A 4,121-nucleotide genomic window follows, 5' to 3' on the forward strand; every position below is an offset into this window, starting at 1 on the left:
GGAGAACTTCAACTCCAACCACACCGAAGCCAACTTCGAGGGGCGTTCCGACGACAAGGGCCCGGAGCCGGAGGGCGTCGCCCTCGGCGTCATCAACGACCGCACCTACGCCTTCATCGGCCTGGAGCGCATCGGTGGGGTCATGGTCTACGACGTGACCACCCCGTCCGCCGCCCAGTTCGTCACCTACGTCAACAACCGCGACTTCAGCGACAACTCCGGGGACCTCGGTGCCGAAGGTCTGGTGTTCATCCCGGCCGCCGATTCCCCGAACGAGAAGAACCTGCTCGTGGTGGGCAACGAGGTCTCCGGCACCACCACGGTCTTCGAGATCACCCCCCTGACGGGTGGTGGACTGTCCTCGCAGTCCTCGCTGTCGTCCCTGTCCTCCCGCTAGCCCCTCTCGCGGGGGAGGCGGATCACTGATAAGTTCACTATTCGAATCAAGTTATCCCCCATTCAAGGAGTTCCACCCGTGATCCGTCGCCGCCTCGCCGTCGCCCTGGTTGCCGCCACCGGCACCACCCTGGCCCTGGTGTCCCCCGTCCAGGCCGAGGAGTCCACCAGCTCCGTCGATGCCGTGTCCTCGCTGTCGTCGACGTCGTCCAACGACACCACGGCCCCCACCGAGGACTCCAACCTCCCGGAGTGGGCCGGTTCCCTGGCGCTCGACGACGACGCTGCGCTGGCCTTCGAGATCATCCAGGCTGTCATGGCCGTCGGTATGGCCGTCACCCAGGCCGCCGTCGTCGTGCTGCCCTTCATCCCGGGTGGCGTCGATCAGCTGCGCGAGACCGTCGAGCAGCTCGGCCTCTAGGACGACACAAGGCCCGCAGGTTGAACTGCGGGCCTTGCGCGATTCCTAGAAGAGTTCGGCGCTGGCGATGCGCGCACCCTCGACGAGGGACTCGAGCTTCGCCCACGCGATCTGGTGGTTGAGGCGCCCGCCCAACCCACAGTCGGTGGAGGCGACGACATTCTCCGGACCGACGACCTCGGCGAAACGGATGATGCGGTCGGCCACCAGACGGGGATGCTCGACGGCGTTGGTGCTGTGGGAGATGACACCCGGGTAGATCAGTGAGCCCTCCGGCAACTGGTGTTCCTGCCACACACGCCATTCGTGGGCGTGGCGCGGGGAGGCACCCTCGAAGGAGAAGCCACCGACCTCGGCGCGGAGGATCTCCTCGATGATGTCACCGAACTCGACGTCGGTGACGTGCGGCCCGTGCCAGGATCCCCAGCAGATGTGCAGACGGGTCTGCTCCTTCGGGATATCGCGCACCGAGTGGTTGATGGCGTCGACGCGGGTGCGCAGCCAGTCGCGGTAGTCGGCGAGGGAGGGCTCCGGGTTGATCTGGTCCCAGGACTCGGCGAGATCCGGGGCGTCAAGCTGGACGGTGAAGCCGGCGTCGGTAATGGCCTTGTACTCCTGGGCCATCGCGTCCGCGCAGGCCCACACGACCTCGTCGTCGGTGGCGTAGTACTCGTTCTTCAGGCGCGCCGCGGATCCCGGGGACAGGGCGGCGACGAAACCGTCCCGGGCGCCGGCGGCGTCCATGGCACGGCGCATGAGCGCCACGTCAGCGCCCACCTCATCCTGGCCGATGTAGGTGATGGGGCCGGTGAACTTGGGGTTGCCCACCTTGGCGCGGCCGGCGAAGATGCCGGACTCGGGATCGGAGTAGGCCTCGTCGAAAAGCGCGCGGTCGCGGCGGTCGGAGAAGGAGGTCAGCCGGATGTTGCCGGGGGTGGAGCGGATGGCCTCCTGGCTGGCCCAGCGGTCCTCGTCGGTCATCGTGAGACCACCGAGACGGGTGAAGGAGTAGTTCCACCAGGCGCCGTAATCGACGGCGCCGGAGGTGATGTGGCCGTACTCGCCCTCGTTGATGATGTCGATGCCCATGTCCACCTGGCGCCGCACGACCTCGTCGACGGCGGTCTGGAGGGTGCCGAGGAACTCCTCGTCGGACAGCTCGGCGCGGCGGAGGTTGGCGTCGAGAAGCTCAGGGGTGCGCGGCAGGGAGCCGACGTGGGTGGTGCGGATCTTGTTGGTCATGGCCCAGATGGTAATACATTATCTGGCTTCGCCCATGAAACAGGTGACGGTCGCCCCGCCGATCCACACCTTTCCGTCTTCGCGACGCACGGCGACCCGACCCCGCCGCCCGAGCACCGTTCCCTGTGATGCCACGTAGTCGCGGTCGATGACGCCGGTGCGGAAGAACCACTGCGCCAGGGAGGCGTTGAGGCTGCCGGTGACGGGATCCTCGATCCCGCCGAACAGGCCGCGGACCTCCACATCACACTCGGATCCGGGCGGGTACTCCCCCACCAGGCCCAGCTTGAGGTCGCCGAGCACTCCCCAGTCCGGCTCCACCGCCAGCACGGTCTGTGCATCCGCCAACCGCACCGCCGCCCAGCCGGGACCGTTGTCCACCCACTGGTGATCGATGATCTCCACCCCGAGGGCGGCCTGCGCGCGCTCGAGGACCTCCGGCTCGAGGGGACCGGAACGCAGAGTCGGCGGCGCGGCGAAGGACAGGTGCTCGCCCGCGCGGATCTCGATGATCCCGGCCGCGCACTCCTGGTGAATAGAATCCTGCTGCACGCCCTCGAGTTCCCTGAACGCATGCGCCGTACCGAGGGTGGGGTGCCCGGCGAAGGGCAGTTCACCGAAGGGGGTGAAGATGCGCACCCGGTAGTCGGCGTCCGGAACCGTCGGGGAGAGCACGAACGTGGTCTCGGAGAGGTTGGTCCACCGCGCGATCTCCTGCATGCGGTGATCGGAGAGATGGTCGGCGTCGAGAAGCACGGCGACGGGGTTGCCCAGGTAGGGCGCGGCGGAGAAGACGTCGACCTGGGAGTACCTCATCCGAGGATCCCCGCGCCGAGGGTCGCCTTGAGATCACCCATGAGGGAGGGCGAGCGGTCGACGCGCAGGTGCTCGCCGAGAATCATCATGGTCGAGTCCTCGCCGTTGACCAGCTTGAGGTAGACGTCGGATTCACCCTGGTTGGCGGAGAGCACGAGCTTGAGCTTGGCGATGTTCTCCATGGTGCACTGGTCGGTGCGCATGGTCAGCCGCAGCGGCAGCCCGGCGCCGTTACCGGGGCCGAGTTCCGGGACCTTGAGATCGTCACAGAACAGGGACATGCGGTCGTCGCGGATGGAGACATGCGCCTTGGCGAGGATGATGTTGTCCTCCACGATGGAGCCGCTCACCAGGGCGTAGACCTTGTTGAACACCAGCAGTTCCACCTGCGCACCGTTGTGGTCCTCCATGGTGACGATCGCCCACGGAGAGCCGTCCTTCTTGGAGAAGCGTCGGTCCACACCGGAGATGATGCCGCCGATGAGCACCTCCGCTCCGTGGCGCATCTCGCCGGCGAGGATGGTGGTCAGCGCGGTGTCGGTCTGGGCGTCGAGTGCCTCCTCGTAGCCGTCGAGCGGATGTCCCGACACATAAAGACCCAGCATCTCCCGCTCGAGGGCGAGTTCGTGCTTGCGGTCCCAGGAATCATCGGGGACGTCGATGGCGAAGACGCTGGAGGCGGCGGCGTCCTCACCACCGAAACCGGCGAAGAGATCGAACTGGCCCTTGTCCGCGGCCTTCTTCGTGGCCAGGACGGATTCGACGGCATCCTCGTGGATGAGCATGAGCCCCTTACGCGGGTGGCCGAGCGAATCGAAGGCCCCGCCCTTGATGAGGGATTCGGTGATGCGCTTGCTGCAGGGCAGGAGTTCGATCTTCTCCAGGTAGTCGGAGAAGTTCGTGAACGCCCCCTTCGTGCGCCGCGTCTCGACGATCGAGTCGACGACCTCATGTCCGACATTGCGGATGGCCCCCAGACCGAAACGGATGTCCTCGCCGACGGCGACGAAGTCATTCTCCGACTCGTTGACGTCCGGGGGCAGGACCTTGAGGCCGAGGTGGCGGCAGTCCGCCAGATAGATGGCCGACTTGTCCTTCTTGTCGGCGACGGAGGTCAGCAGCGCCGCCATGTACTCCGGCGCGTAGTGGGCCTTGAGGTAGGCCGTCCAGAAGGACACCAGGCCGTAGCCCGCGGCGTGCGACTTGTTGAACGCGTAGGAGGCGAAGGGCAGGATCGTGTCCCACA

3 protein-coding genes and 2 pseudogenes are annotated in these 4,121 nt (G+C 66.6%); 2 read left to right on the top strand and 3 right to left on the bottom strand.

What is annotated here, in order from left to right; genetic code table 11:
* Together Q4F73_RS11765 and Q4F73_RS11770 are read left to right on the top strand one after the other, a co-directional pair.
* A pseudogene (locus Q4F73_RS11765) lies at positions 1-397 on the top strand (alkaline phosphatase); the annotation flags it as partial.
* A 78-nt stretch (positions 398-475) separates the two neighbouring features.
* The gene (locus Q4F73_RS11770) at positions 476-817 is read left to right on the top strand and encodes a hypothetical protein (RefSeq protein WP_303359533.1); all 342 of its coding nucleotides are present in this window, start codon (positions 476-478) and stop codon (positions 815-817) included.
* A 45-nt stretch (positions 818-862) separates the two neighbouring features.
* Here the strand turns inward: Q4F73_RS11770 and Q4F73_RS11775 are convergent, their stop codons facing one another.
* The 3 genes and pseudogenes from Q4F73_RS11775 to Q4F73_RS11785 form a co-directional block, all read right to left on the bottom strand.
* On the bottom strand, positions 863-2,059 hold the full coding sequence (locus Q4F73_RS11775; RefSeq protein ID WP_303359534.1) for a cobalamin-independent methionine synthase II family protein: 1,197 nt from the start codon (positions 2,057-2,059) through the stop codon (positions 863-865).
* Between the two features lie 18 nt (positions 2,060-2,077).
* On the bottom strand, positions 2,078-2,875 hold the full coding sequence (locus Q4F73_RS11780; protein WP_303359535.1) for a PhzF family phenazine biosynthesis protein: 798 nt from the start codon (positions 2,873-2,875) through the stop codon (positions 2,078-2,080).
* A pseudogene (locus Q4F73_RS11785) lies at positions 2,872-4,121 on the bottom strand (DNA polymerase III subunit alpha); the annotation flags it as partial. The pseudogene Q4F73_RS11785 and the gene Q4F73_RS11780, both read right to left, overlap by 4 nt.

It is taken from the genome of Corynebacterium sp., from assembly GCF_030535495.1.
GTDB lineage: Bacteria > Actinomycetota > Actinomycetes > Mycobacteriales > Mycobacteriaceae > Corynebacterium.

What these genes read in the sequence shown, in the direction of transcription:
- Q4F73_RS11775 (WP_303359534.1), bottom strand. Translation starts at nt 2,059, where the DNA reads ATGACCAACAAGATCCGCACCACCCACGTCGGCTCCCTGCCGCGCACC.
- Q4F73_RS11780 (WP_303359535.1), bottom strand. Translation starts at nt 2,875, where the DNA reads ATGAGGTACTCCCAGGTCGACGTCTTCTCCGCCGCGCCCTACCTGGGC.